Origin of the sequence: Hominilimicola sp. (assembly GCF_046972485.1) — a bacterium.
GTDB lineage: Bacteria > Bacillota > Clostridia > UBA1381 > UBA1381 > Hominilimicola > Hominilimicola fabiformis.
On record NZ_JBKVWU010000025.1, the window covers coordinates 1 to 25,108 of the forward strand.

The 25,108-nt window shown below is 37.5% G+C and carries 22 protein-coding genes, 1 tRNA gene and 2 rRNA genes; 22 read left to right on the forward strand and 3 right to left on the reverse strand.

Going from position 1 to position 25,108, the window contains the following annotated elements:
• The 22 genes from ACLTU0_RS04510 to ACLTU0_RS04615 all read left to right on the forward strand — a co-directional run.
• A 23S ribosomal RNA gene (locus ACLTU0_RS04510) occupies positions 1-119 on the forward strand; the annotation flags it as partial.
• Between the two features lie 27 nt (positions 120-146).
• The gene (locus ACLTU0_RS04515; protein ID WP_412275382.1) at positions 147-305 is read left to right on the forward strand and encodes a hypothetical protein; all 159 of its coding nucleotides are present in this window, start codon (positions 147-149) and stop codon (positions 303-305) included.
• 83 nt (positions 306-388) lie between these two features.
• A 5S ribosomal RNA gene (gene rrf / locus ACLTU0_RS04520) occupies positions 389-505 on the forward strand.
• A 78-nt stretch (positions 506-583) separates the two neighbouring features.
• Positions 584-659 (forward strand) — tRNA-Asn (locus ACLTU0_RS04525).
• 544 nt (positions 660-1,203) lie between these two features.
• Positions 1,204-2,865: a hypothetical protein gene (locus ACLTU0_RS04530; RefSeq protein WP_412275381.1), complete on the forward strand. Its 1,662-nt coding sequence runs from the start codon at positions 1,204-1,206 to the stop codon at positions 2,863-2,865.
• Positions 2,866-2,890: 25 nt separating this feature from the next.
• Positions 2,891-4,660, forward strand: coding sequence for a leucine-rich repeat protein (locus tag ACLTU0_RS04535; RefSeq protein WP_412294837.1), 1,770 nt, complete (start codon positions 2,891-2,893; stop codon positions 4,658-4,660).
• A 19-nt stretch (positions 4,661-4,679) separates the two neighbouring features.
• Positions 4,680-6,470, forward strand: coding sequence for a leucine-rich repeat protein (locus ACLTU0_RS04540; protein WP_412321522.1), 1,791 nt, complete (start codon positions 4,680-4,682; stop codon positions 6,468-6,470).
• Between the two features lie 261 nt (positions 6,471-6,731).
• A complete protein-coding gene (locus ACLTU0_RS04545; protein ID WP_147515205.1) occupies positions 6,732-7,964 on the forward strand; it encodes a helix-turn-helix transcriptional regulator in 1,233 nt (410 codons plus the stop codon).
• A 163-nt stretch (positions 7,965-8,127) separates the two neighbouring features.
• On the forward strand, positions 8,128-11,160 hold the full coding sequence (locus ACLTU0_RS04550) for an S-layer homology domain-containing protein (RefSeq protein WP_412321523.1): 3,033 nt from the start codon (positions 8,128-8,130) through the stop codon (positions 11,158-11,160).
• Between the two features lie 382 nt (positions 11,161-11,542).
• Positions 11,543-12,424: a class II aldolase/adducin family protein gene (locus ACLTU0_RS04555; protein WP_308457054.1), complete on the forward strand. Its 882-nt coding sequence runs from the start codon at positions 11,543-11,545 to the stop codon at positions 12,422-12,424.
• 16 nt (positions 12,425-12,440) lie between these two features.
• Complete coding sequence (locus ACLTU0_RS04560; protein ID WP_412321524.1) at positions 12,441-13,013, forward strand: GlcG/HbpS family heme-binding protein; 573 nt, start codon at positions 12,441-12,443, stop codon at positions 13,011-13,013.
• 17 nt (positions 13,014-13,030) lie between these two features.
• Entirely contained in the window at positions 13,031-14,458 is a 1,428-nt protein-coding gene (locus ACLTU0_RS04565; protein WP_022229858.1) for an aldehyde dehydrogenase family protein, read from the forward strand.
• A gap of 69 nt (positions 14,459-14,527) precedes the next feature.
• Positions 14,528-15,697 (forward strand): zinc-dependent alcohol dehydrogenase, encoded by a 1,170-nt coding sequence (locus tag ACLTU0_RS04570; RefSeq protein ID WP_412321525.1) that lies wholly within the window; start codon positions 14,528-14,530, stop codon positions 15,695-15,697.
• 25 nt (positions 15,698-15,722) lie between these two features.
• Positions 15,723-16,064, forward strand: a complete 342-nt coding sequence (locus ACLTU0_RS04575) for a BMC domain-containing protein (protein ID WP_022229856.1) — start codon at positions 15,723-15,725, stop codon at positions 16,062-16,064.
• A 24-nt stretch (positions 16,065-16,088) separates the two neighbouring features.
• Entirely contained in the window at positions 16,089-16,364 is a 276-nt protein-coding gene (locus ACLTU0_RS04580) for a BMC domain-containing protein (protein ID WP_147515202.1), read from the forward strand.
• A 15-nt stretch (positions 16,365-16,379) separates the two neighbouring features.
• Positions 16,380-16,838, forward strand: coding sequence for a BMC domain-containing protein (locus tag ACLTU0_RS04585; RefSeq protein WP_303672322.1), 459 nt, complete (start codon positions 16,380-16,382; stop codon positions 16,836-16,838).
• A 90-nt stretch (positions 16,839-16,928) separates the two neighbouring features.
• Positions 16,929-17,204, forward strand: a complete 276-nt coding sequence (gene eutM, locus ACLTU0_RS04590; RefSeq protein ID WP_117968447.1) for an ethanolamine utilization microcompartment protein EutM — start codon at positions 16,929-16,931, stop codon at positions 17,202-17,204.
• A gap of 143 nt (positions 17,205-17,347) precedes the next feature.
• Complete coding sequence (gene pduL / locus ACLTU0_RS04595; RefSeq protein ID WP_337600994.1) at positions 17,348-17,986, forward strand: phosphate propanoyltransferase; 639 nt, start codon at positions 17,348-17,350, stop codon at positions 17,984-17,986.
• Between the two features lie 39 nt (positions 17,987-18,025).
• The gene (locus tag ACLTU0_RS04600; protein ID WP_022229851.1) at positions 18,026-18,286 is read left to right on the forward strand and encodes a EutN/CcmL family microcompartment protein; all 261 of its coding nucleotides are present in this window, start codon (positions 18,026-18,028) and stop codon (positions 18,284-18,286) included.
• 53 nt (positions 18,287-18,339) lie between these two features.
• Complete coding sequence (locus tag ACLTU0_RS04605; RefSeq protein WP_022229850.1) at positions 18,340-19,674, forward strand: 4Fe-4S dicluster domain-containing protein; 1,335 nt, start codon at positions 18,340-18,342, stop codon at positions 19,672-19,674.
• Positions 19,675-19,684: 10 nt separating this feature from the next.
• Positions 19,685-20,233 carry a BMC domain-containing protein gene (locus ACLTU0_RS04610; protein ID WP_118446613.1) on the forward strand — a complete coding sequence of 183 codons (549 nt, stop codon included), beginning with the start codon at positions 19,685-19,687 and terminating at the stop codon, positions 20,231-20,233.
• Between the two features lie 271 nt (positions 20,234-20,504).
• Positions 20,505-20,726, forward strand: coding sequence for a helix-turn-helix domain-containing protein (locus tag ACLTU0_RS04615; protein WP_022229848.1), 222 nt, complete (start codon positions 20,505-20,507; stop codon positions 20,724-20,726).
• A 409-nt stretch (positions 20,727-21,135) separates the two neighbouring features.
• On the opposite strand, the gene ACLTU0_RS04620 is transcribed toward ACLTU0_RS04615, so the two are convergent.
• From ACLTU0_RS04620 to ACLTU0_RS04630, 3 genes are all read right to left on the reverse strand, one after another.
• Positions 21,136-21,993 carry an AraC family transcriptional regulator gene (locus tag ACLTU0_RS04620; protein ID WP_337600988.1) on the reverse strand — a complete coding sequence of 286 codons (858 nt, stop codon included), beginning with the start codon at positions 21,991-21,993 and terminating at the stop codon, positions 21,136-21,138.
• A gap of 114 nt (positions 21,994-22,107) precedes the next feature.
• Positions 22,108-23,526 (reverse strand): arabinose isomerase, encoded by a 1,419-nt coding sequence (locus tag ACLTU0_RS04625; protein ID WP_117968442.1) that lies wholly within the window; start codon positions 23,524-23,526, stop codon positions 22,108-22,110.
• Between the two features lie 179 nt (positions 23,527-23,705).
• Positions 23,706-24,980 (reverse strand): glycosyltransferase family 2 protein, encoded by a 1,275-nt coding sequence (locus ACLTU0_RS04630; RefSeq protein WP_117968441.1) that lies wholly within the window; start codon positions 24,978-24,980, stop codon positions 23,706-23,708.
• Positions 24,981-25,108: the final 128 nt, after the last annotated feature.

Below are 25,108 nucleotides of genomic sequence, written 5' to 3' on the forward strand. Positions count from 1 at the left end.
AGATTTCCCATAGCGTAGGCTAGTAAGGACCCATGAAGACTACATGGTTGATAGGTCGGAGGTGGAAGTGCAGTAATGTATGTAGCTGACCGGTACTAATAGTCCGAGGGCTTGACCAAGCATTTTAATCTGCGGAGCAGATAAAAATGCGAATATGTACGAAAGCAAAGGAGCAGAAGCAATTCAAAGAATTGCGAGGAGCGACTGGTTGCCGAAAGGCAATGCGAAGTACATACAAGCGTAAGCTTGAGCATAAAAAGCAAGAGCAGATTAAAATACAGATGTATCGCTACATCAAAGGTTAGGAACGAGAAAGATAAGAAATTAGAGAAAACGCATTGTGAAGTTATGTTGTTTAGTTTTGAGGGTATGACCTCAAAAGAGAAGATCCGGTGACGATAGCAAGGAGGAACCACCTGTTCCCATGCCGAACACAGAAGTTAAGCTCCTTAACGTCGATGATACTTGGTGGGTGACTGCCTGGGAAAGTAGAAAGTTGCCGGAACGAAGAATGCTGAAGATAACGACAAAAGTCGTTATCTTTGGTGTTTAAAGAAAAAGTTAGCGAAAGCTAAAGAGATATTCCTCTATAGCTCAGTTGGCAGAGCGCATGACTGTTAATCATGATGTCGCTGGTTCGAGCCCAGCTGGAGGAGCCAAATCGGAACAAGTTATCTTGTTCCGATTTTTTTGTGTTCTCAAATATTTTGTAAATTCAATTCACTATTTGTTGAAATACTTACATTATTTGCTACCAAGTTTCCGGAATAAGCTACCACTTAGTCGGAAAATGTTGACAAACATAATATTACTGGGTAGAATTTAATTGTAATCATTTGTTACTGGGGGGTTACAAATTAAGAAAATGTTGTTGATGTTTAAATATATTATAACTATTTATATCATCAGTTCAATGAGCTTATCATTAATAAATATTATAAATTTTATATGATATGAAAATAGCTTGAAATATAAAAGAACATTGCCAACACAAAAAACAAAATATAATACTGACTTTATTTTAAAATAAAATAAAGAGATACCAATGCTCTTAATCTTTGCGGGTCAGCATACATTAAGTTATATTGTGTACCTCTTATGTGTGTTATTATATAACAAATCGTCATAGTTTGTCAAACACATTATAAGAACTTTGTTTTGTTGAAATGAATACAGTATTATAAAAAGAAAGGCGGTTTTGTTATGAAACTAAAAAAATTTATCACGTTAGGATTGGCTGCGGTTATGGCAACTTCAGCAATCGGAATCAATGCTATTGCTGCTGATAGTGATAACGAAATTGTTTATTCTTATGCTGATGAGAATAACAATATTATCAATATCACTCAAAGTGATTTAGATGCAGAACATTGGAATAAGGAGGCATTAGGCGACACTGCACCGGCAATATACGAGAATTTCCCTATGAATATGACAGGCTATTCAAATGATGTGGCAGAACTATATCTTGATTTTGAATATATGAAAAATTTAAAAGATATGGACTCAGTTCACGTGGAAATCACAAAACTTTCAGATGATAGTTTAATATATAATGAAGATTTACAGCAAGAAAGTTTTTATTCGCCGCAAATATTTGCAGGAGAAAGCTATAAAGTAACGCTTACCGAAACAGTAGATGGAAATTCAAAATCATATTCAAAAGGTGTAATTGCTAACGAATCTGAAATTGATATGCCGGAATATGTAACTAATCCTGATACAGATGATGAATCTATTATTATGGTTGGAGATATTGAAGATTTGAAATCAGGAAAAATATCAACAGGCAATAGTATATCAGTTGACACAAATGTAGCTCAATATGCACATATCAAAGCAAATGAGTTTAAAGAATACTATTCAAATCTTCCGTCAAACAAAGTATATAGAATTTATACCATATCAAATGGTGATGTTTATTCAGGTTATATGTCTACAGAAGATGATATTAAATTTTATGATTTGACGATTGATTCGTGTGATTGGGATAGCTTTTATTCTCCTACTCTTTTAAGTATTCCAAGTTATACAACAACGGATATAAAAAATAATGCAGTTGACGCAAGATATACTGAATATTGTTATAAATTATCAGAAACTTCAAATAATTCAAAATGTAAAATTTTCAAAGTAGCAATGCCAGATTCTTTTTTAAATGAAAAAAATCCGCCTGTTTTTCGAGTAGTAGTTAAAGGTCAAAGTAAAGTGACTGCAAAAATATGGTATTCTGCTGATAACGGTACTTTAAACTCGGTTGTTTCGCGTACATCAAATAATAATACAAACACAATATCATATCCTCTAGAATCTTTATATAATGCAAAAAAAAGTATATACTTTTATGTTATGGTTTACTTAACGGATGAAGTAAGCGGATATGTATCTGTAAGTTTTGAGGATGTGTCAGGTTATGGAGACGATGTTACAGGTTCTGCATATGAAGCATATAACGGAGCAAGCAGTTACACATCAATGCCAAATACCGAATTCACAATGACCGATTCATGGGATGTTGATACTTTTTATATTGATTATCCTGGCACAAAAAATTGCACATATAAAATAGAACTTAGAAATCGTAGCTTGAAAGAACAGGAAGAATTAGAATCAGGAAACTTTGATTCAATAATAAAAGGTTCGCGTGCTAAATATCTTGTATTGCAAACATTAACAGATAGAGGAAACATGGTTAGTACTTCCGACTACGCTATTTATGCTGTTGAAAAAGGTGTTGATTGTTCTGTATATAATCAAGTATCAAGAACAGGAGCAAATATAATTTCTATTTATGAGCAAAAATTCTATAGTGGAGGTGGAGAGAAATATCAACTAGCTCTTACACGATACATGGGTAACAATTAAATCAAATTTATAGGAGTGTATTTTTATGAAAAAAATTGTTTCAATAATAAGTATATTTGCAATCATGATGTCATTATGTGTAACATCATTTGCAAATGATTTAGCTGAAGACGAGGAAATACGAGGAGATTTCATTTACGAAAAGGGTACAAATAATATTCTTGCGTATGTGGGTACATCAGATATTTGTGAAATACCTGAAAATTCAAATTTGCTTGGTTTAAATCATATCAAGCAAACACATACGGCAATAAAAAAACTAATTATAAATAAAAATGTAAACTTTTCGATTCTTAATTCATCAAGCAGTTTGGAAGAAATTGATTTTAAAGATGGAATCACAGAAATACCTGACGGTATAATGCAGGAATGCGATTCTCTCAATAAAATAGTATTTCCGTCAACACTAAAGAAAATAGGAAATAATTCTTTTTCTAAATGCCCTAAAATAGAGAATATTGACTTACCGAACAATCTTGAGTATATAGGCGAATATGTATTCAGCGGTTTAAATTCATTGACGGGTGATATTTTAATTCCTAATACTGTTACACATATGGGATATAAAGCATTTTCAGATTGCGGTGATTTAGATAAAGTTCATTTATCAAATAATTTAACTTATACACCTGAAAATAAAAATCAAGAAACAGCTTGTTGGTTTGACGGTACAAATATAAAAGAAATAAATATACCTGATAAAATGCTTGACAAAGTCAGTTGTTATTTTGATGGGGATAATATCACGTTTAATTCGGATATGACAGTCAATATATACAATATGGTTCGTGGTTCAGCTTGGTGTGAAGATAAGTATCTAAAAGGCAAAACAAATAAAACAATCGGCAATGATAAAGATTTTGTAATTGTCGAAAATACCTTGTTGAGATATACCGGAAATGACAAAAATCCAAAAGTGCCGGAAGGTGTCAAAAGTATTACTCAAGATGGTTTTTCATTTTGCGATATAGACACGGTTACTTTACCGCAAAGCCTTGAAAAAATAGAAAAACGTGCTTTTACCTGTACAACATTAAAAGAAATTACTATTCCTAAAAATGTTGATACAATCGAAAGTTGGGCATTTTATATGTGTCCGTATATGGAAAAAGTGACTTTTGAGGGAGCACCGAAAAATATTGAAGAATATCCGTTAGATGGTTATTATATAAATTATGACCACAAAGAAAATGTAATATTTAAAGATCCAAATATAAAGCTGCCGGAGAATTTTTACAGTAATTCTGATGAATATGTTTTAGATGGATTTTATGTGTTATTTAAGGAACATACAGGTATAGATTTACCTAAAGTCAATAAAAAAGATGAATCTGTATCCACCGCAAAAGAAACATTAAAGCCAACATCATCTGTAACTCCGACACAAGAGCCGACTGCTACGGTTAAACCGAGCGAAACAACAGCACCGGCTGCAAAACCGAAAAAGCTTACGGTTGAAACAGGCAATGCCGTTACGGTAAAAGTAGACAGCACAGACGTAGTATTCCCCGACGCACAGCCGTTTGTTGATGAAAACGGACGAACACAAGTGCCGATTCGTGCAGTGTCTGAAATGCTTGACTGCAAGGTTGATTGGGACGATACATCAAAAACGGCAACCATTACAAAAGAAAACGGCGATGTTGTAAAAGTGACACTCGGAAGTGATGTTTTGACAGTAAACAACAAATCATCACAAATGGATACAACCGCAATAATAAAAGACGACCGAACATTTATCCCTGTGCGTTTCGTCGCAGAGGCACTTGGTTTGGAAGTTGAATGGTTGGAATGATTAGGAAAGAGGTAGAATTATGAAAAAAATTGTTTCAATAATAAGTATATTTGCAATAATATTATCAGCAACACAGTTTGTGCTTGCTGATTATTCAGATGATACAACAATTACAGACGGTCAATTTGCTTACAAAAAAGGCACAAATAATATTCTTGCATATGTAGGAACAACAGGCATATGTGAGATACCCGAGAATACAACTCTAAAAGGTTTAACTCCGTCATGGGCAAAAGATGCGGCACCTATAACTAAACTAATCATTAATGATAATGTAGATATCAATATGATTATCTCCGGAGAACTTGTAAATTTAAATAAGCTAAAAGAAGTTGAAATAAAAGAAGGAGTAACCGAAATTCCTTATCAATTTTTAAAAGGCTGCAATAATCTTGAAAAAATTACATTACCGTCAACGATAGAAATTATAGATGATGAGGCTTTTAGTGAATGTAGCAAATTATCAACATTAGATTTAAATGATGGTCTTCAATCAATCGGCAGATATGCTTTTTCTGAAACAACTCTTTCGGGTAATTTAAATATTCCTGACACTGTAACGCATATGGACGTTACGGCTTTCACTGATTGTGGCAATCTTGACAAGGTTCATATGTCAAACAACATCGAATGCGAAAAAGACAAAAAATATTGTTATTGGTTTCCGCAGACAGATATAAAAGAAATAAACATTCCCGATACTATGCTTAATTGTACTAACTGTTATTTTCACGGAGATGAAATAACATTCAATTCAGATATGACGGTTAATATATACAATAAAGTTCAAGATTCTAATTGGTGTGATTTAAAATATTTAAAAGGCAAAACAGATAAAAGTATGGGTAACTATAAAGGATTTGCAACAGCCGAAAATACCATACTTAGATATATCGGAACAGACAAAAATCCAATAGTTCCCGATGGAATAACCGCAATAGGTAAACGTGCATTTACATATTGTGATATTGATACGGTCGAATTACCAAATTCCTTAACCCAAATAGGAGAGGCAGCATTTTATTTGTCGACATTAAAAGATATTACAATTCCTAAAAACGTCAAAAAAATAGAAGATGATGCTTTTGATTGGTGTCCATTTTTAGAAAAAGTAACAATCAACGGAAATACGCAAATAGGTTCAAACGCAATTTTAGTTTCTGATAGACTTAGTGAAAATAAGATTGAAGTCAATAATTCAGATATTAAAAATCGTATTCTTTCTTTCGGAATTTCAGAATATGAATTGCCTGCATTTTATGAATTGATAAATTCAAACAGAGAGTTAATCGGTTGGAACAAAGTTGAAGAAGTTGAGCCAACCGAAACAACGGAAAGTACAACAAAACCTACTGTTACCGTTCCAACTGCAACAGCACTACCAACAACAGTGCCAACCAAAGAGCCGACTGCTACGGTTAAACCGAGCGAAACAACAGCACCGGCTGCAAAACCGAAAAAGCTTACGGTTGAAACAGGCAATGCCGTTACGGTAAAAGTAGACAGCACAGACGTAGTATTCCCCGACGCACAGCCGTTTGTTGATGAAAACGGACGAACACAAGTGCCGATTCGTGCAGTGTCTGAAATGCTTGACTGCAAGGTTGATTGGGACGATACATCAAAAACGGCAACCATTACAAAAGAAAACGGCGATGTTGTAAAAGTGACACTCGGAAGTGATGTTTTGACAGTAAACAACAAATCATCACAAATGGATACAACCGCAATAATAAAAGACGACCGAACATTTATCCCTGTGCGTTTCGTCGCAGAGGCACTGGGCTTGGAAGTTGAATGGTTGGAATGATTACTTATTAAAAAACGGAAATATATTGAACCGACACCCAAAAGTCAGACCAAAATCTAACAGTTGGGATGTCGGTTTTTTTATAAAAATTTTTTCAAACAAAGACAAGATATAGTGCTTGAAATTGGTAAAAATACAAAATAATCTATTATGAACAATCAAAGAACTTTCTGTTAAAATTTTTTACTTGAAATTATAAGAAAAACAGTATATAATATAAAATGTATAGTGCGAGAGAGTGCCTATAAGGGAGAGGTGTCTATGTATAAGTTGAATGATATACATAATTCTGATGTCGGAAACAAAGGCAATTTTGAAAAAATGGTTATTTCCGAGGCGGACAGAGTTAAGCCTATTATCAAAGAACAATTCCTTAGAGAATATATTCTTGGTACGGGCGATACATATGAAATATTCAATATATATTGTAAGACGTTTGGCGTAGACCGTATGCTTGAAACAAGAATGATAATCATTAAACCGGCACAGCAAAGTGAAGATGAAGATATATTCTTCTTAAAAAACACTTCTGAGCAGTACATCGGTGAAGATAGATTATTATTAAGCACAACAATAAAAAATCATTTGTTTCTTATAACAACATTATTGGAACAGCAAGAGATTACATCGGTACTTGAGAAAATTCATAATACTATGAAAACGTGCTATGGATATGATGTTATGGCGGTATACAGCAAGATTGCGTCAATAGCTGATGCACCTGCATCATACGAACGTCTGAAAAGATGTATGGGATATTCGTTTTATTCTGACAGCTGCGAGATTTTGTATGAAAACGATATTAAAATCAACGAAAATGCTGTTAGTGTACAAGCTGAATACGGCGCTATTGAACACGCCGTAAAAACCGGTGATATGGAAAAGCTGAAAATGCTTTTGAGCGGATTTTTTAAAACACTTGAAAAGGCAATGCCGACTCCGGCGGTTGCAAAAACGTATTGTTTAGAGCTTTATGTCTGCATAATTCGTTGTTGCAGTGTTGAAAAAATCGAAAAGTATATGAAAGGAATTGTTTCTGTTCAAGCGGCTAAAAAGCTTAGTGAGATTAAATCTTTCATTGAACAGAACGGTTTTGAAATCGCAAAAGCCAATGCACCGGAATCTAACAAAATATACAGTTCGCTAATTCGTGATACGATTAACATAATTGATGAGAATATCGAAAATGAAAATCTTTCGCTGCGATGGCTTGCCGGAACGATATTATATACGAATGTCGATTATCTTGGAAAGCTGTTTAAGAAAGAAACAGGCAAGAATTTTTCTCATTATGTTATGGAAAAACGTATGGAAATGGCGAAAGACCTCATAATTGAGGGTAAAAAGGACAGAATTTACGAAGTTGCCGAAAAAGTCGGTTACGGCTCAAATTCACAATATTTCAGTCAGGTATTTAAAAAATATACCGGAGTTTCTCCGCTGGAGTACAGGGAATTTGCAAGGTTGGCAAGAGAAAAAAATGAAGCAGGTTGAATTTATAAAAACAACCGAAAATAGTCTTTAAATTAGACAATTATAACTGATTTTTAACTGTTAATTGTATTGACAATGCTATATAATTGTCTGTGAGTTTCGTTAATAGAAATTGGAAAAATCCAATTTGTATTATATTTTTAAATTTTATGGAGGTATTCAAATGGGTAACAAGATGAAAAAACTAATCTGTGCGCTTTTGGCATCAGCAATGCTTGTAGGCTCAGTCGGCGTTGTCGGCTTTGCAGATGAAGATACAAACGCTGAAACAGTTGTAACAACTTCTGCAGAAGCAACAGAAAAACCTGCCGATGCAGAGGCAACAGAGGCTCCTGCTGTAACAGAGGCTCCTGTAGCTACAGTTGCTCCTACTACATCTGGTAGCAGCTATGATAACGACAGTTATTATGACAAGGCACTTTCACTATGTAGTGCACTTGGTATTATCACAGGTTATGAAGATGGTAGTGTAAAGCCTGATTCAAAGGTAACAAGAGCGGAAATGGCATCAATCGTTCTAAGAATGCTTGATTTAACATCAACATCTACATATCAGAACGGTTTTACAGATGTAACATCATCACACTGGGCTGCTGATCAAATTCAAACAGCTTTAGAGGCTAATATCATCAGCGGTATGGGTGACGGAACATTTGTTCCTGACGGCGAAGTTACATATGCTCAAGTATGTGTAATGCTTGTAAATGCTATGAACTATCAGGATGACGCTGAATATTACGGCGGATATCCTAACGGTTATATCAAGGTTGCAGGTATGTCAGACCTTGAAATCACAAAGAATGCACCGGGTGCGGCAGACGTTGCCTCAGACCGTGGCGTAGTTATCAAGATGGTGTATAATGCACTTCTTGGTCAATACAAGGAAATCAACGGCTATGAGAACGGCGCTCCTACTTACAAAGCTAACGGAACATTGGCAAAGGCTAAGTTTGACGTTATCGATAAGAAGGGTGTTCTTACAGCTACATCAAAGACAAGCGTATCTTCAACAGACGTTCAAGACGGTCAAATCGAAATCGTTTCAGATGATGACGATGAAGCTAAGCTATTTGACTGTGACCTAACAGGTCTTGAAGATTACCTTGCTCAAAAGATTACATATTACTACAAGGAAAACAGCGGTCTTACACCAAAAGTTCTTGCAGTAACATATGACGCATCAAAGACAACAACATTCAAGGCTGATGCTGATGATATTCAAACAGTTGAAGGCTTTGATACAGATGCAGGTAAATTCAAAATCGAAGGCGTAAGCAAGAAGAAGGACTGTGCCGGTGCGTCAATCGTATACAACGGTAAGATTATATCAAACAGCCAACTTGCTGAATTGGGCGAATCAATCAATGATTTACTACTTCCTGAAAAAGGCAGTATCAGACTTGTAGACAGTGACAAGGACGATGTATTTGATGTTGTATTCGTAGATTCATATGAAACAATGGTAGTTTCAAGTGCAACAGACGAAAGAATCGTAGGTAAAGTAGCAGATGACGATAACTTCGGCGATACAAAGGCGCTAACAATCAAACTTGACGATTCAGAAGACAGAATAATCTCTGTTACAAAAGCAGGTAACGAGATCAGACTTAGAAACCTAAAGAAGAACGATGTAGCAACAATCAGAAGAAGTCTTGACGATACAGTTGTTGACGTTGTTGTAACAGGCGAAAGCTTTACAGGTTCGGCGTCAGGTATTTCAAAGAAGGTTGACAAGAGCTATGCTACAATCAACGGTACAAAGTACGATGTTGCAAACGTTGCAGTTGGCGATCTTGTAAGCGGTACACAATCAACATTCTATACAGATATGTTCGGTCGTATAGCTTATATTGAATCAGCAGGCGGAAGTGTTCTTCAATCAGGTGAAAAGTATGGTTGGATTATGAACGGCTATGACGCAGAAGACGGTAGCGGTTACATTATTGAAATGATGACTCAAGACGGTAAGTCAGCTGAATATAAGCTTGGTTCAAGTGTTGATTACTGGGCTCCTACAGCAACAGCTGCTACAACACTTTCTTCAAAAGAAGAGGCTAAGTCAACAATTTCAGCTCTTGTAAGTGCAAATTCATTTATGAAACTTTCATCTGATGCAAATGTTGCAATTAGACTTGTAAAGTATAAAGTTAATTCAAGTGGCAATATTACAAGATTATATTGTGCAGTTAATGCTAAAACAGTTTCTGATGACAAGGCTCTTAGAATTAATCCAACAAACTTAAAGAGTACTGCGGTTGTATCTGGTCTTGTTGGCGGATATAAGATTGGTGACGGTATTGTTGAAATGTCAGTTCCAAAGACTGCAGCAGATATGAAAAATGCAGACAACTATAAGGTTGGTACAGTAAATTCAGGTTCTTATGTGGTAAGAGAAAACGGTTCAAGTCGTGATTTCGTTGTTGGTCAATTTGAAAATACAAATGTTCCTACAATTCTTATCAACTTTACTTCAAGTGCGGATGCTCTTGCAGCAGTAAAGGATATTGATACGGCTGCTAACAATCCGACAATGGTCGTTAATGAAATTGAAACTGGTGTTGATGATGATGACAACACAGTTTACACAATCAATGGTTACTTTAATGGTGCAGAAGTATCTCTTACAACAACAAAGAATGCTGTTTTAGGTAAGTTGAATAACAAGGGTAAGAATAACGGCATTATTGCAGACCAGGGTGGTAGCAAGTTCTATTCAACAACAGATATTTGGAATGCACAATCTGGTGCTAAATTGACTGATTACTTATCAGAGGGCGATTATATTCTTTATGATGGTGGAGATAGAATTGTCTTGGTACTTGACGCAGATGATGTGTATAAACAAGTATATGAAGGTAAGACTGTAGCCGATGCTCTACCGTTTGGTGCATATAACCAATTTATTGCTCGTAATATGATGGTATATGGTGCAGTGCTTTCATCAGATCTTGATGATGAGGCTAAGGTTGAAATTGATGCAAGTGCATTGAATACTCTTCAATTCGACTCATCAAAGCTTATGGATACTATTGAAATCAATATAAAGACCGGTAAGGCTTCTATTGATACAGACGGTAGTGAGATTTCAGATCTTGAGCCATATGATTCTGAAACAAAAACAGGTGATTATGCAATAGCAAGATTCTGTGATAAGGGTGCTCTACAAGAAATCGTTATTTACAGATTTGTAAACTAATTTCTGAAAATAATAATAAAATAACGGACGCGAATGCGTCCGTTATTTTTATAGCGAAATAAAATATAAGATTGCAATTATAATACAACAATATTACATTTTGATTACATTTCACAAAATTCACTTATTACGATTGTATATTATTGATAAAGCGGAAAAAATAATAAGTTTTATTGTGCAAAATGTTACGCAAAAGACTTGCAAAGTATAGGTGTTTTGTGATAAAATAATAATGTACAGTTAAAGATATTAATTTACAATTTGTCTGTGCGGTAAACAGCACAAAAACACAGAAAAAAGTCTTTACAACAAGACTTATATGGTGTATAATAAAGACAAAACAAAATAAAACCAAAAAAAACAAAGAAAAGAGGGAAAACAAATGTATAAGTCTGACTTTGAAATTAAGAAAGAATTATGCGAAATCGGAAGGAGAATTTATAATGACGGTTTTGTTGCCGCAAATGACGGTAACTTTTCAGTCAAAATTGATGACAACAATTACTATGTTACACCGACAGGCGTAAGTAAGGGTTTCATGACTCCTGAAATGATTTGTAAAGTTGATGGACAAGGTAATATAAAAGAGGCTAACGGCCCTTGGAAACCTTCATCAGAATTCAAAATGCACTTGAAGGTTTATCAGCAAAGACCGGACGTAAATGCCGTTGTTCATGCTCATCCTCCGATTGCAACTTCATTTGCTATCGCAGGTATTCCGCTTGACAAGCTAATTATGCCGGAAGCTATCATCTTCCTTGGTGCAGTGCCAATCGCACAATACGGTACACCGTCAACAATGGAAATTCCTGAATCACTTGAACCATATCTTCAAGATTATGATGCAATTCTACTTGCAAACCACGGTGCACTTTCATTCGGTTGTGACCTAAACACAGCATTCTTCAGAATGGAATCAACAGAATTTTACGCAAAGCTACTTTTCTATGCAAGAATGCTTGGCGGTGAAAAGGAAATCCCTTGCGGTGAAGTTAAGAAACTTGTTGAACTTAGAAAGCAATTCGGCGTTCCGGGTAAGCACCCTATGGAAAAGCTTTGTCCGGGTTGTTATGAAGGTGACGATACTTGCTCAATGTCACCGACAGAGGCTAATGAAAAGTACGGCGTAGAATCATCAGCCGCTTATCATGGTTTCCAACCGCTTCCTTCACAGGTTTGCCCGACTCCTTCATCATCAAATAAGGATATGGAAAGCCTTGTTGCAGAAGTAACAAAGAAAGTTATGGAACAACTTAATAAATAAGTAACGGAGAAACATCATGAAAACTATTGATGAACTTGTCGATGAGTTGGCAGTACGCCTTAACTCTGGACAAACCGTTAAACAAAAAAAAGTCGCAAAACCTGTTTCTGCTCCTAAACCGGAAGTGAAAAAAGAGTGTGAAAAACAATGTAAGTGCGGCGGAAATTGCAAACATGAAAGTCCCGAAAAGATGACTATTGCTATGGCGAAAGAACTTGCCGAGGCAGTTGAAAAAGCGGCGACGATTTTGGGAGTTAAAGTGGTTGTTGCAATTCGTGACGAGGGTGCAAATCTTGTACTTCTTCACGCAATGGATGATAGTTACATAGCAAGCGTTCAGGCGTCACAGGATAAGGCTTATACAGCCGTAGCATTGAAAATGCCTACACATATCGCACTTGATGAATCAAGAGGCGGTTCGCTTGACGGACTTACAAACAGAAACGGAATATTGCTGTTGGGCGGAGGTTATCCGCTTAGAACAGACCAAAAAATATACGGCGGAATCGGAGTTTCGGGTGGCACAAAAGAACAAGATACAACTCTTGCAATGGTTGCCGACGCGTATTTTAAAGCCCGATTTGCTTGAGGAGGTTGGAAAAGTTAATGGTAGATGAAAAGCAAGTAAGCGAAATCGTTAAAAACGTTATTGCCGGAATGGATATTTCATCATTCGATAACAAGCCTGCAAGAAAGCAGCTTGGTGTATTCGATACAATGGAAGAGGCCATTGCAGCTTGTAACAAAGCTTACACGACCTTTAGACATTATAATAAAGAACAAAGGGAAAATATTATAAAGGAAATCAGACGTCTTACTCATGAAGAGGCTGAACCAATGGCTAAGTTGGCTGTTGAGGATACTAAAATGGGTAATGTTTATCACAAGATTTTAAAGCATCACCTTGTTGCCGATAAAACTCTTGGTACATCTGACCTTGAAACCCGTGCACTATCCGGTGACAGAGGTCTTACACTTGTTGAGATGGCTCCGTTCGGAATTATCGGTGCAATCACACCGTCAACAAACCCAAGCTGTACAGTTATTTGTAACAGTATCTGTATGCTTGCAGGCGGTAATGGTGTTATATTCAATCCGCACCCGCACGCAAAGAGAATTTCAGCATATGCTGTTGACCTTGTCAACAGAGCTATTCTTGCGGCAGGCGGTCCGGAAAATATCGTATGTACAGTAAAAGAACCGACAAGAGAAACTTCTGCTAAGATGGTTAATGACCCATCAGTAAGAATGCTTGTTGCAACAGGCGGTCCGGGCGTTGTTAAAATGCTGCTTTCAAGCGGAAAGAAAGCTATCGGCGCAGGCGCAGGTAACCCTCCTGTTGTTGTTGATGATACTGCCGACATTCCAAAGGCGGCTAAAGATATTATCGACGGATGTACATTTGATAACAATCTTCCTTGTATCGCTGAAAAAGAATGTTTCGTAATGAAAAATGTTGCGGACGAGCTTATTCAGAATATGTTGAAGAACGGTGCTTACCTAATCAATGCGGCACAAGTTAAACAACTTGAGGATGTTGTCCTTGTTTGGTCAAAGCCTAAAAAAGAGGGCGAACAGCCAAAACGTGTTATCAATAAGGATTGGGTTGGACGTGACGCAAAGAAGATTCTTGCTCAAATCGGTATCAATGTCGGTGACGATATTAGATGTATCATTTGTGAAACAGAGTTTTCACAGGCATTTGTTCAGACAGAACTTATGATGCCGATACTTCCTATCGTCAGAGTAGATACATTCGACGAGGCTGTTGAAATGGCTGTTAAGGCTGAACACGGCAATCGTCACAGCGCTCATCTTCATTCAAAGAATGTTGACCATATGACACAATATGCAAAAGCAATCTGTACAACAATATTTGTTAAGAATGCTCCGTCATATGCAGGTATCGGCTTTAATGCTGAAGGTTGGACAACCTTTACTATTGCCGGCCCGACAGGTGAGGGTATCACTTCTCCGAGAAGTTTTACACGTCAGAGAAGATGCGTACTTTCAGACGCGCTTAATATCATATAAAAAGGAGTGAAAACCTTGAATATAAACGAAAATGATGTAGCAAAGCTTGTACAACAGGTTTTGCAAGAAATGACAAGCGGTGCTCCTGCATCAGCTCCAAAAGCACAAGCAGCTCCGAGCGGTGACATTCCAAAGACTGCAAAAGTTGCTATGATGACAGAATTAAAGCACTTTGAAATTCAGGAATACCCAATCCCTGAGTTGGGTGATGACGATATTCTTGTAAGAGTTGAAGGCTGCGGTGTTTGCGGTACAGATGCTCACGAATATAAGAATGACCCATTCTCACTTATCCCTGTTGTTCTTGGACACGAGGGTACGGGTGAAATCGTAAAGATGGGTAAAAACGTTAAGAAAGACAGCGCAGGTAAGCCTTTAAATATCGGTGATAAGGTTGTTACTTGTATGATTTTCAAAGACGATCCTGATATTACAATGTTTGACCTTAATAAGCAAAATGTAGGCGGTGCAGACGTTTACGGACTTCTTCCTGATGATGACGTTCACCTAAACGGCTGGTACAGTGACTACATTCTTATCAGAGGCGGTTCAACAGTATTTAACGTAAGCGACCTTGATCTTGATTCAAGAATTCTTATCGAGCCATGTGCGGTTTTGGTACACGCTGTTGAAAGAGTAAAGACAACTAACATTTTGAGATTTAACTCAAGAGTTGTTGTTCAGGGCTGCGGACCTATCGGTCTTATCTGTATAGCAGTTCTACGCACAATGGGTATTGAAAATATCGTTGCAGTTGACGGTAATGAACAAAGACTTGCATTCGCTAAGAGAATGGGTGCCGGTGAAACAGTTAACTTTATGAATTACAAGGGTATCGATAACCTTGCAAATGCTGTAAAGGACGCTTTCGGCGGACATCTTGCAGATTTTGCATTCCAGTGTACAGGTTCTCCTGTTGCTCACAGCAATATCTATAAGTTCATCAGAAACGGCGGCGGACTTTGTGAACTTGGTTTCTTTATCAACGGCGGTGACGCTACAATCAATCCTCACTTTGACCTTTGCTCAAAGGAAATTACGCTTGTAGGCTCATGGGTATATACTCTTAGAGATTATGCTACAACATTTGATTTCTTAAAGAGAGCAATCGCAATCGGATTGCCTATTAAGGAACTTATTACACACAGATTCCCACTTGAAGAAATGAACGAGGCACTTGAAACAAACCTTGCTCAGAAGGGATTGAAAATAGCTTACGTCAGAAAAGACTTAATCTAAACCTCGGAAGAAAGGCTGAATAAGTATGAATGACGCAATAGGAATTATAGAAATGTTCGGATTTGTTACTGCGATAACAGCGGCAGACGCGGCTGCAAAAGCTGCAGATGTTAAAGTTATCGCAATCGACTCAAATAAGCCGGCAAACGCCGATTCGGTAGAAGTACCGCTTATTATGGCTGTCAAAGTTCAAGGCAGTGTCAGTGCCGTTACTGCGGCGGTTGACGCGGCTGCAAGAACAGCGGAGAGCATATCCGGACTTATAAATAAGCACATAATTGCAAGACCAACCGACGATTCGCAAAAAATGGCGAACCGAACAAGTGTCGGCAGAGATAAGGTAGGTCATATACCAAATAACGCGTAGCGTAAATTTAAGGAAAGGAATGATATAGGAGTGCAGGCATTAGGATTTATCGAAACAAGAAGTCTTACCGCTTCTATTGAAGCTTCCGACGTTATGACCAAAACCGCTGACGTATGGGTAGTCGGAACTGAGAAAATAGGCTCAGGTCTTGTGAATGTAGTGATTCAAGGCGATGTTGACGCTGTTACGGCGGCTGTTAAAGCCGGTGAGGCAGTGGCAAAAGAAATCGGAGAGGTTTATGCAGTTAATGTAATTCCTCGTCCGCATGATGACATTGCCAAAATCCTGCCTTCGATTTAAGTAGGAGGTTAGCAGATGGAATATTCATTAGGTTTGGTTGAGGTTTCAGCGTTGGGAAATGCTATTATAATGCTTGACGATATGCTGAAAGCGGCTGATGTTGAGTTTGTTGCGACAGAGCGTAAGCTTGGAGGCAGACTTGTAACAATAGTCGTAAGAGGCGAACTTACTTCCGTAAAAGCGTCAGTTGACGCCGGTGTGGCAAGAGCTACAAAGGACGGATGTTTGAAAGCGTCACAGGTTATAGCAAGACCTCATCATGAGATATTTAAGTTCTTGCATCTTGACGAGGAGGAGAAAAAACCTAACTCGGAAATTGCGGGAACGCACGTCGGAGCGATAAAAGAAACTCCGGTTAAGGCTGAAAAACCAAAAACAGTTGAGAAATCAACAGAAACGGAAAAGACTGCGAAAACAACTGCCGAAAAGAAACCGGCAACAAGAAGACGCGGTCGTCCGAAGAAAACACAATAATTAAGTTCTAATTTGCACATTGGTGCTTTTAGATAAATAAATTAAGTAAAAAAGGGCATTCGCCCAAGAAAAAATAGGAGGAAATTTAAAATGGCAGTAGAAGCATTAGGTATGGTAGAAACAAGAGGTCTTGTAGCAGCAATCGAGGCAGCAGATGCTATGGTTAAGGCTGCAAACGTTACACTAATCGGTACAGAAAGAATCGGTTCAGGTCTTGTAACAGTTATGGTAAGAGGTGACGTTGGTGCAGTTCAGGCTGCAACAGACGCAGGTGCTGCAGCAGGTTCAAGACTTGGTGAACTTGTATCAGTTCACGTAATTCCTCGTCCACACAGTGACGTTGAAAAGATTTTACCTGCTGTTTGATTTAGTAAGTAAAAATTCTTATGTAGAAATACATAAGGCGAAGTATGGACGTTAAGTCCGATTCCGACATGGCTGACGGGGAAATTTAATTTTCCCGTCACAGCTATGGGGAATGAAACCTCAATTTTTAGGAGGAAAAAGGAATGGACAACAATTTGCAAGATATGATTGCTAAGGCAGTTGTAGATATTATTAAGCAAAAAGAAGATAATAAAGGAATAAAAGTCGGCGTGTCGGCAAGACACGTTCATTTATCACAGGAACATTTGGAAATTCTTTTTGGTAAGGGACACGAACTTACTGTAAAGAAAATGCTTATGGGTAATCAGTTTGCGGCAGAAGAATGTGTAACATTGGTAAGTCCGTCACTTCGTACAATCGAGGGTGTTCGTGTACTTGGTCCTGTCAGAAAACAATCACAAGTTGAAATTTCAAGAACAGATACCTTTAAATTAAAGGTTAGTCCGCCTGTACGTCCTTCAGGCGAGTTAAAGGGCAGTGCGCCGATGGCGTTGGTTGGTCCAAAGGGCAGTATATTTTTAAATGAAGGCTGTATCATAGCCAACAGACACATACATATGACTCCTGCAGAGGCAGAAAAGTATGGAATTAAGGATAATGACATCGTTGATGTTGAAATCCAAAACTCAAAACCGACACGTTTCTATAACGTTCAGGTCAGAGTTAGAGAAGACTTTAATACGGAAATGCACATCGATACTGATGACGCAAATGCCTGTGCAATAAAGACAGGCGACAGAGTTGTGATTTTAGAAAAATAACCATATTAGGCTTTTTGTCTAATAAGAGGATTGATAATAATGATTATTGGCAGAGTATATGGAAGCGTTGTATCAACTCATAAACTTGAAGGTTTGGTGGGATATAAGTTTATGCTTGTACAATGTATTGAAAATAAAAATCTTGTCGATAAGTTCCTTGTAGCAGTTGATGGAGTCGGTGCCGGTATCGGTGAAGACGTTATAATTACTACGGGTAGCAGTGCGAGAGTTGCAATCGGTGACGCAAATTCACCAGTTGACGCAACGATTGTCGGTATACTTGACGAGAAACAATGCTGATTAAATTCAGTAAATAAACCCACATAATAACTCTTTGGGGAGGAAGAAGCAAAATGACATTTGAAGAGCTTCAGAAAATTGTATATGATGCAGGTATAGTCGGTGCCGGTGGTGCCGGATTCCCTACTCACAGAAAATTTTCAGACAAAGTAAAACAGATTATAGTGAATGCGGCAGAATGTGAACCATTGATGATGGTTGACCATCACATTTTGGAACATCACCTTCAGGCACTTGTTGATACACTTAATGTACTTATTGATACAATGGGTGCAGATGAGGCAATTATCGGTATCAAGGGCAAGAATATGCACCTTTTGGATACAAAAATTGTTGCATCGCTTGAGGGTACAAAGGTAAGAATTAAGGAAATTCCCGACATTTATCCTGCCGGTGACGAAGTTGTACTTACATATGAAACAACAGGCAAGATTATTCCGGAGGGAGCAATCCCTGTAATGGTCGGCGTAATGGTTATTAACGTTGAAACTGTTTATAACATTCACTGTGCAATTACAAACGGTCAGCCTGTTACTCAAAAGTATGTAACAATCGGCGGTGACGTTGATGAGGATATTACAGTTAAAGTTCCTGTCGGAATGAAGATTAAGGCGTTGCTTGAGGCAACAGGACACGGTGACCTTGACGGTAAGGCTGTTATTAACGGCGGTCCTATGATGGGTAGACTTGTTGATTTGGAAAACGATTCTGTTACTAAGACAACTAAGGGACTTCTTATATTCCCTGAAACTCATTCTATCATTCAACGTAAGAGAATGCCAATTTCAATGACATTAAAGCGTGCGTCTGCAGCTTGTTGTAACTGTACAATGTGTAGTGATATGTGTCCGAGAAACTTGCTTGGATATAATATCAATGTGCATAAGACAGTTCGTGCGGCATCGCACAGCGAAGTTACAGATTCAGAAAGCTTTTTGCAGTCGGCTCTATGCTGCGGTTGCGGTGTCTGTACCGTTATCGGTTGTCAGCAAATGCTTGACCCGCAGAAGATTTCAATGGACGTCAAAGGTGCTCTTGGAAGAAAGGGTCTAAGACGTCAGAATAATCAAGCGCCACAACAGGTAAGACCTGAAAGAGCGTCAAGACTTGTATCTTCGTCTGTTCTGATTGACAGACTGGGAATAAGAAAGTATGTTAAAGCACACGTTGAAAGAAAGTATATAGACTTTGCTCCAAACGAAGTTTATATCGAACTTAAACAACACGTTGGTAAGCCGGCAAGTGCTACTGTAAAGGTCGGCGATACAGTTAAAGTTGGTGACGTTGTTGCTCAAACAGCATACGAGGATCTTGGTACAACAATGCACGCAAGCATTGACGGCAAGGTTAAGGCAGTCACAGACAGATTTGTTATTATTGAAAGATAGTGGGTGAGAGATGATGAATTCAATAGGATTAGTTGAAGTAAAAAACGTATCTAAGGGTATTGTTGTAACTGATGAAATGCTAAAGAGTGCGGGTATCGTGCTTATAAGTTCAGGTTCGGTTTGTCCGGGTAAATTTGTCACAATCGTAGGCGGAGAACTTTCTGCTATTCATGCGGCTGTTGACAGAGCGGAACTTATCGCGGAAGATGCACTTATTGATAAATTTGTAATAGGTAATCTTGGTGATAACGTATTTGAGGCAATTTGCGGAACAGCCGATGTTAAGGAAAAGAAGGCATTCGGTATTGTTGAAACATTTACTGCCGCAAGTGCAATTCAAGCAGCCGACGCTGCTGTTAAAGCCGGTGACATCGAACTTATCGAAGTTCGTGTGGCTCGTGGTTTGGGCGGTAAGTGCTTTGTTTCAATGACAGGTGATGTTGCAGACGTTAAAGCAGGCGTTGAGGCAGGAGCAAGAATTGCGACTGAACAAGGCGTGCTTATCAATACAGAAGTTATTGCTAATCCACATCCTGAATTGTGGGAAGCTGTACTTTAATTTGATTTTACGGCTTAAAAAGGTACTGCGTATGCAGTATCTTTTTTACGTCTAAATCGGACAAATTCGATTGTATAGCGTAAATGTTTATATAATTATATTTATATGCAAATGTATAGTAATATTAAATTACTAAGTAGATTTGCCGAAAATGTGATACCATCATACTTCCCACGGAGCGTGTGAGTTGAAATTTTAGATTTTGTTGATATTTTAAATTATTAAGTGTATAATGTTACTATAAGATGATATAATAGAAAGGATGATTTATATGCTTACAACAGCAGAAAAAATAAAAGTAATTATGAAACGCAATAATTTTACAATGACCGAATTAGCAAATCAATTAAATTGCTCAAGACAGAATTTGTCAAATAAAATGTCGCGTAATAATTTTGATGAAAGGGAATTGACTGCCATTGCCAATGCTCTTGGTTGTGAACTTGAAATTAATTTTGTAAATCGTGAAACAGGTGAAAAGATTGAATTATAACAAACCCGGCATCACGCTTCTTGCAGGGTATGTGAGTTGCAATGATGAATAGTAGCGTGCAAAAATATTATATTGAAGACAGTGTAGGTTAAAAAACGTAAGGGAAAAGAAGATTTTTATGAAGGAACATAACAGATAATAGGGTGTAAAATATATGAGTGAATTAGATTTTGAAAATCCGCATTATTGTCCTGTATATGATAAAGTTATAGATATAGACCTATGTTATGAAACATTAATGTGTCTTAATCATTAATTGCATTATTAACTATATCAAATACATAATCTACATTGTTAGCAGTACATTCTATTGGATATATTCCGACATCTAACGTACTTCTTGTCTCATTTGCCGAATGTTTTATATAACACAGTTACACTCTCTATGGAGCAGGTGAGTAAAGAAAAACTAAGTAAAATCGCGTCTATAATCGGTTGGTTTTTGATTGGTATTCTTTTTAAACTGTGATATAAAGTTACTTGTATCAAGAAACCCGCATTCTTCGGATATTTCGGCGATTGATTTATTTGTTGTACGCAAAAGCAATTTTGACTTATTTATTCTATAATTCGTTAAATAATTATACGGAGTTGTACCCATAATCCTACGAAAAAGGCGGATAAAATGATATTTTGAAATATGGATATTCTGTATCATATCATCAATGGATATTGAATCGGAGTAATTATTTTGAATAAAATCAATTACTACATTAATATCATCCGAATGTTGACGTTTTTGACTTTTTTGCTCATTTTCGATTGTGTAAATAACAAGTGTATTCAGAACATCATGTATTTGCGAAGAAGTGGAAATACTGCTGAGAACATCATTTTTTGTTACGTTACATATAAGCTCCGACAGCTGTTGTTCAAAACTCAAAAAGTCTTTTACGGAAATAATATTTACCGCGTTAGGGTAGAGAATATCAAACATTGCCGCCACTGCACTGCCTTTTAAATGAATCCATATAAATTCCCATTCTTCGTTATTTGAAAAGTATTTATGATAATTATGACAATTTATCATAACGGCATTGTGAGGAAGAGCAGTCAAAGAAACTTTGTCACTCACAACCGTACCGCTGCCTTTTATTGTGTACAACAAAAGATAACTGTCGTGTTCGTCACGTTCCACTTTATAATCAGCCTCTGCACGAAAATGACCTGCCTCGGTTATGTAAAAAGGCAATGTCAGTGTAAGCGGAGTTGGTGTGGCGGTGTACCAAAGTGAATTATCTGTTATTTTTTCTTCGTATTTTGACATATGGCTCTACCTCCTTTTTTTATTCTAACACATATTAAACTTTAAAGCAATAATTTCATATTAAATGTACAAAAAAAGCAAGCCACGTGAATAGCTTGCTTTTATATGTTTTATTTATCTTGTTACGATGTCAACAGGAACATTAAAGATTTTAGCAACCTTTAAGATTGTATCGATATGTCTGCCTGTAGCGGCTGCAAAGTGGTGAGTAGGACCGCATTCGCTCCAACGGTTTACAAATTCTCTTGCTCCGCAAGTGAAACGTGTTCTCATATTTGTATCACCGAATGAAAGAATCTTACCTTCTTCATTTACGCCCTCTGCAACGATAAACTTAAAGTGACCGTCACCGTCTTGTGTAATTGCAAGATAAGTAACAGGACCTGTGTACGGATAGAATTGAGTAAGGTAACCGCCGCCTGTTTTACCGTGGAATACCTTAACAATCTTCATTGTAGGTTTTTTATCTGAAATATCAGCATCACCCGAACCGCTGTGACCGATGATTGCAATATCGTCGTTAAAGTCGATTGAATACATTTCAGCAAGCTGACCTGTACCTGAGATAGTCTTTAGGATACTCATAGCCATAGCAACCTTCATATCACCCTCAACGGCACAAGCTGTACCTTGCTTAATAAGCATTGAGAATGCAGGGATAAGCATACTGTCAAGTACGCCGGCTTTACCTTGAGCGTAACCATCATAGTGAGATGCGATTAAGCCAAGATGTTCGTCCTTAACCCATTGCTCGAAAGCAACAACGTATTTAGCCATATCCCAAACTTCTTCGATACTTCCGCCACCTTCGATGTCGAATGTATCAAGAATATCTTGAGCCTTTGCACGAATTGCATCTTCGTCTGTGATGTTGTCAGCGATTGCCCACATCTTTTCCCAGTCGAACTGCTTTGTATATAGGTGCATTCTTCTGTATAGGTTTGATTCGTCAATGTAAAGGTCCATCATACCCGGATAAGGTCTGCCGATTTGAGCGATATTTGTATCTCTGAATCTTCTTCTAACCTGAGCTGCACGGCACCAATCGTCGATTTCAGCCTGTACACCAGGGTCACCGCCTTCAACAACACCTGTGATTACAGCGTGTCTTTTGCCGTATCTTTCAAGGTCTGCAACCATTTCGCCGACTGCACCGCAGGCATAACCTTCGCCAAGCCATGACGCTATATCAGTGTGGTCATAATCCAAAGCCTTTAGCTTTTGGATATTTACAAGAACAACCGGTACATCAAGGTCTTTTACTGCCGGTAGCATATTGTATGATGTTGCATATGTAAGTAACTGAAGAAATACCAAGTCAACGTCTGCGGCACGGAATAAATCTCCTGCTGCTTGTGACTGCTCCTTTGTTGTTACCATTCCGCCGTCGATTATTTCGACAGTGTCAGGAAGTGTTTTCTTGAACGCATCGTATTGAGCTTCAAATTCAGGTACCAATGATGGGAACTGAGGTAGATAAGCTCCTAATGCAATAGAAAATACGCCTACTTTAGCCTTTGTTTCAACTAACATTACTCTCTTCCTCCATTAATTAAATATTTAATTATTTTTCCGAAAAACAATAGCAAATCATACAATTTGACTGCCACGCACTGCTTTTCTCTCTATAAGATTTATTATACAATAAATGCAATAATACGTCAAGCGTTTGGGGCAATAAAAAAACCGCATAAAGCGGTTTTTAAAATATGTTATTTACTGTTTAAACGATTTAACTCTTCCATAGAAATTGTGCGAGTATGTTTTGTATGTGACCATTCGGTTTTGTTTTTACCGATCATACCTTGAATTGCGATAGGCACCCAAGTGAAGTTATACAAAATATATGTGAAGTAGTAAAATACCATTTTTGGCTTAAATTCGCGGCGTTCATACCATATAACGAACGGTGTATAGCAGAACTGCAAAATAACGATTACGTTCCACAGCCACGAATTACCGAATATGTATGAAAGCTGAATGAATCCTAAGTCACCGTCGGGGTGAAATGTTTGTGCATATGCGAAGAATGTAATGATACCTGTTGCGATAATTCTTATCGGCTGAACAAGATATACAGCACAGTCAATACACGAAAGTTTTCTCTCTTTAATGCCTTTTTTGATAAGTTTGAAGAAATATCTTGATGCAACGTCACAATGTCCTTGCATCCAACGAACTCTCTGACGCCACGACTGTTTTAAGGTCAAAGGTTTTTCGTCGTAAACAACGGCGTCGTAAGCGAATGCCACACGTGTGTCGTTAAGAGAAAGTTTCATTGTAAATTCCATATCTTCCGTAAGACAGGTTGCACCCCAACCGAGTTTCTTTAAAGTGTCAAGTGCGATTATAAAGCCGGTACCCGAAAGTTCACAGCAAAGACCGAGTTTGTATCTTGAAAGCTGAAATATACGGTTTACACTCCAAAAACAGAATGAATAAGCTGCCGTAATCCAAGAATCGTATGGGTTTTTGCTGTCAAGAAAACCTTGAACAACCTTAAAGCCTTGATTTGCACGTTCATTCATAGCTTTTAGATAATTTTTATCAACAAGGTTGTCCGCGTCAAATACCGATATATAGTCGTATTGTTCGTCCATTTTATAAAGCTTGTCGAACATCCATTCAAGCGCGTGTCCCTTACCTCTAAGCTCCGGAACGTTTCTTACATATACAAGTGCACCGGCATCTTCAGCCGCTTTTGCGGTATTGTCGTCGCAATTATCGGCAATTACAAAAATATCATATGCGTCATCGGGATAATCAAGCTGTTTCAAAGATTCAACCATATTACCGATAACGACTTCCTCATTATGTGCAGATATTATAAGTGCAAATTTATGTGTTTTGTCGGAAATTTTCTTATTCTTGTCTTTTATCGGCAAAAAACCCGTAATCCCGACTATAAGATAGTAAATACCGATTGACAAAGAAAATACCTGTAAAATTATGCTAAACACAGTCAAAAACATACTGCCGTCTGACATTAAATTACCCCCTATAAAATATTCATAGTCTATTTTACTATCTTTGGCTGAAAAAAGCAATATATTTATGATATTTTTTGCAAATTCTATAATTATTTCTAAATAAATAAATTATATTTGGGTTATTT